General features: G+C 58.2%; 4 protein-coding genes and 1 pseudogene. 2 read left to right on the top strand and 3 right to left on the bottom strand.

The features are described 5' to 3' along the window. The coding region (locus ACYVDE_RS18970) for a YheT family hydrolase (RefSeq protein WP_460503110.1) at positions 1-697 on the top strand (697 nt) is incomplete at its 5' end. A 68-nt stretch (positions 698-765) separates the two neighbouring features. Here the strand turns inward: ACYVDE_RS18970 and rsmG are convergent. Continuing rightward, complete coding sequence (gene rsmG, locus ACYVDE_RS18965; RefSeq protein WP_460503109.1) at positions 766-1,383, bottom strand: 16S rRNA (guanine(527)-N(7))-methyltransferase RsmG; 618 nt, start codon at positions 1,381-1,383, stop codon at positions 766-768. Positions 1,384-1,505: 122 nt separating this feature from the next. Between rsmG and ACYVDE_RS18960 the strand changes: the two genes are divergently transcribed. After that, a complete protein-coding gene (locus ACYVDE_RS18960; protein ID WP_460503108.1) occupies positions 1,506-1,946 on the top strand; it encodes a hypothetical protein in 441 nt (146 codons plus the stop codon). Positions 1,947-1,993: 47 nt separating this feature from the next. On the opposite strand, the gene ACYVDE_RS18955 is transcribed toward ACYVDE_RS18960, so the two are convergent. Both ACYVDE_RS18955 and ACYVDE_RS18950 read right to left on the bottom strand, forming a co-directional pair. Further along, on the bottom strand, positions 1,994-2,617 hold the full coding sequence (locus tag ACYVDE_RS18955; protein WP_354585778.1) for an RNA polymerase sigma factor: 624 nt from the start codon (positions 2,615-2,617) through the stop codon (positions 1,994-1,996). Then, positions 2,608-2,951 (bottom strand): annotated as a pseudogene (locus tag ACYVDE_RS18950) (hypothetical protein); the annotation flags it as partial. The gene ACYVDE_RS18955 and the pseudogene ACYVDE_RS18950, both read right to left, overlap by 10 nt.

Below are 2,951 nucleotides of genomic sequence, written 5' to 3'. Positions count from 1 at the left end.
GCTGGCCTGGAACTACCGCAGCTGCGGCGGTGAGATGAACCGCCTGCTCCGCTCCTACCACCTCGGCGACACCGAAGACCTGGACCGCGTGCTGCGCCATGCGCTGGCCACCGGCCGCTACCGCCGCGCCTACCTGCTGGGCTTTTCGGCCGGCGGCAACGTCACGCTGAAATATCTGGGCGAAGACGTGGCCCGCGTGCCGGCCGAAGTGCAGCGCGCCGCCGTGTTCTCGGTGCCCACCGACCTAAAAGCCAGCTCCGAGCACATTGGCCGCCCGCAAAACCAGGTGTACATGCGGCGCTTCCTGAAGTCGCTGCGCCAGAAAATCCGCGATAAAGCAGCGCTGATGCCGGAGCAGGTTGATTTGCGGGGCCTAGAGGAACTGCGCAACTTCCCGCAGTTCGACGACAAATATACCGCACCCATGCACGGCTTCGACTCGGCCGATGCCTACTACCGGTACGCCAGTTCCGGCCGCTACCTCAGCGGTATTCGGATACCGACACTGCTGGTGAATGCCCAGAACGACCCGTTTCTGCCCGCCTCGTGCTACCCGCGCGAGGTAGCGGCCAGTTCGCCCTACGTTTTTCTCGAAACGCCGCCTGATGGCGGGCACGTGGGCTTTGCAGAAAGCAATGGGGAGTATTACTCGGAGCGGCGGGCAGTGGAATTTCTCACGGCGGAAGTACCGCGCTAATTCGGGACCCACCTGTCATCCTGAGTATTCTGCTTTAATCGCAGAATACTCAGGATGGCAGATTCGCCCTACTTCGCCGGTACGAATACCACCTTCTTGGTTTCGAAGAATTCCTCGGGATAGAAGCTGCTCAAATCCGTTACCCGGGCTTTCAGGCCCGATTCGGCGATTTCCTCGGTGAGGTCGCCGCCTTTGAGGTAGTAGAGGCCGGCCCCGGGCGCGCCCTGGGGCTTGAAGCGGTGGGCAATCCAGGGGTGGAAGGTGGCGAGGCGGGCCACGGCGCGGCTTACCACGTAGTCGAATTTCTGGCGCACCTGCTCAGCGCGGGTTTGCTCGGCGGTTACGTTGTGCAGGCCCAGCGTGGCGGCCATGAACTGCACGGCCCGGATTTTCTTGCCAATGCTGTCGACGAGGTGAAAATGCACTTCGGGGAACATGATGGCCAGCGGCAGGCCCGGCAGGCCGCCGCCGGTGCCCACGTCGAGCACGGCGCTGCCGTTGGAAAACTGCACCACTTTGGCAATGCCCAGCGAGTGCAGCACGTGGCGCTCCACAAAATTATCCATGTCGGTGCGCGACACGAGGTTGATGGCTTCGTTGGTGGCCCGAAACTCAGTTTCGAGCTGCGCGAAAAGCCGGAGCTGCTGGGGCGTGAGCGATGGGAAGTGGTGCTGCAGGAGGTTCATGGGTGCAAAGGTGCAAGCCATGTTTGCATCCATGCGCATTTCGGCTGCGCTTTTATTATGGTTGAATGAGCGAGTCTTGCTTTCGATTGTAGCTTTAGCGCATATAATACCGAATCTGCCGAATGAAGCCCATCAATCTATTTTACTGCTTTTTGCTCGCAGCAGCGCCCTGTTTTGCCCAATCGGTAATTGGTCTGGAAACCGTGCCGGAAAAGCAGATTCGCAAGTGGCTTGTTGCGTCGCCCCGAGCTTATGCGGGTTCCTATCATTTCGGCTTTTCCGAGAATGAATCATCCCTCACCATACAAGTGAATGACGGTAAGGTTTCCGCAGTCCTTGAGCGTTATTTTTTTGATTCGAATGGACAGGCGCGGCAAACTGCGAAGGCATTTACCCACATCCGCATCATCGGCAATTCATTTCTTTCCGACCAAGCAAAAGGCGACTTCGTTGCCGTCGGAAATGGTCGAAACACAAGCCTCGGCCTCCGAATCTCCAATCCGTGGAGCAGGACTATACCCAACAAGCACCGTGAAATTGGTATCCGGTCACTTCAGCCCTAACGGTTCAAAAATAAAAAAGCCCCGACTTGCGCCGGGGCTTTTCACGATTAAATAATCTGCTTGGTGTGCTTCACCATGTCATAGAGCAACTCGCGGGCGCGGTGCAGCTGGGCTTTCACAGTGCCGAGCGGGGCTTTGAGTTCGGTGGCGATTTCCTCGTAGCTGAGCTCGTCGAAGTAGCGCAGGCTCACGAGGCGCTGGTACTTGTCGGGCAGGCGCGACACCACGTGGCGCATGATTTCGATTTTCTGGTTGCGCACGGCGTGCTCGGCCGGGTTCAGGTCGTTGTCGCGGAAATCGATGGTGATTTCGTCGCCGTTATCGACCTTGATGGCCGAGTCAATCGACATGGTTTTGATTTTATTCTTGCGGATAAAATCAATGCAGTTGTTGGTGGCGATGCGGAACAGCCAGGTACTGAACGCATACTCCGGGTTGAACTTGTGCAGGTTGCGGAAGGCCTTGGCGAAGGCCTCGATGGTGAGGTCCTCGGCGTCGTCCTGGTTGCGCACCATCTTGAGCACCACGTGGTATACCGGCTTCTTGTAAATCTGCATCAGCTCGGCGTAGGCCTTCTCGTCGCCGTGGTCCACAGCGGCGCGAATCAGCTTAAAGTCGTGCTTGGCTTTGGCTGAAAACTGCTTTTGAATGTCTTGGTTGTTTATTTCCATCGAAGGGTGCGGTTGAGGAAAAGCGAGATTCCCAGGGCCAGGTAGTGAACAAAGTAGGCCACATCGAGTACCGGCAGCAGCCCGACGGTTACGGGCTGGTCGAGGCGGCGGCTCAGGCGGGCATACACGGCGCTGACGAACAAAGTTCGCAGAACCCATACCACCGCCAAAGGTACCCAATTGTTTGGCGAAAAAACTAGCACAACGCCGCTTAAATAGAACAACGTATTGGCCAGCACGAAGGTACCAATGCGCAGCCGGTCGGCCAACCGGTAGGCCCGGCCCGCCGAAAGATGCCGCCGCTTCTGCCGCCACCACGCGCGCCAGGTGGCGG

It is taken from the genome of Hymenobacter agri (genome assembly GCF_054778495.1).
This window is presented reverse-complemented; position numbering and strand designations above follow the sequence as displayed.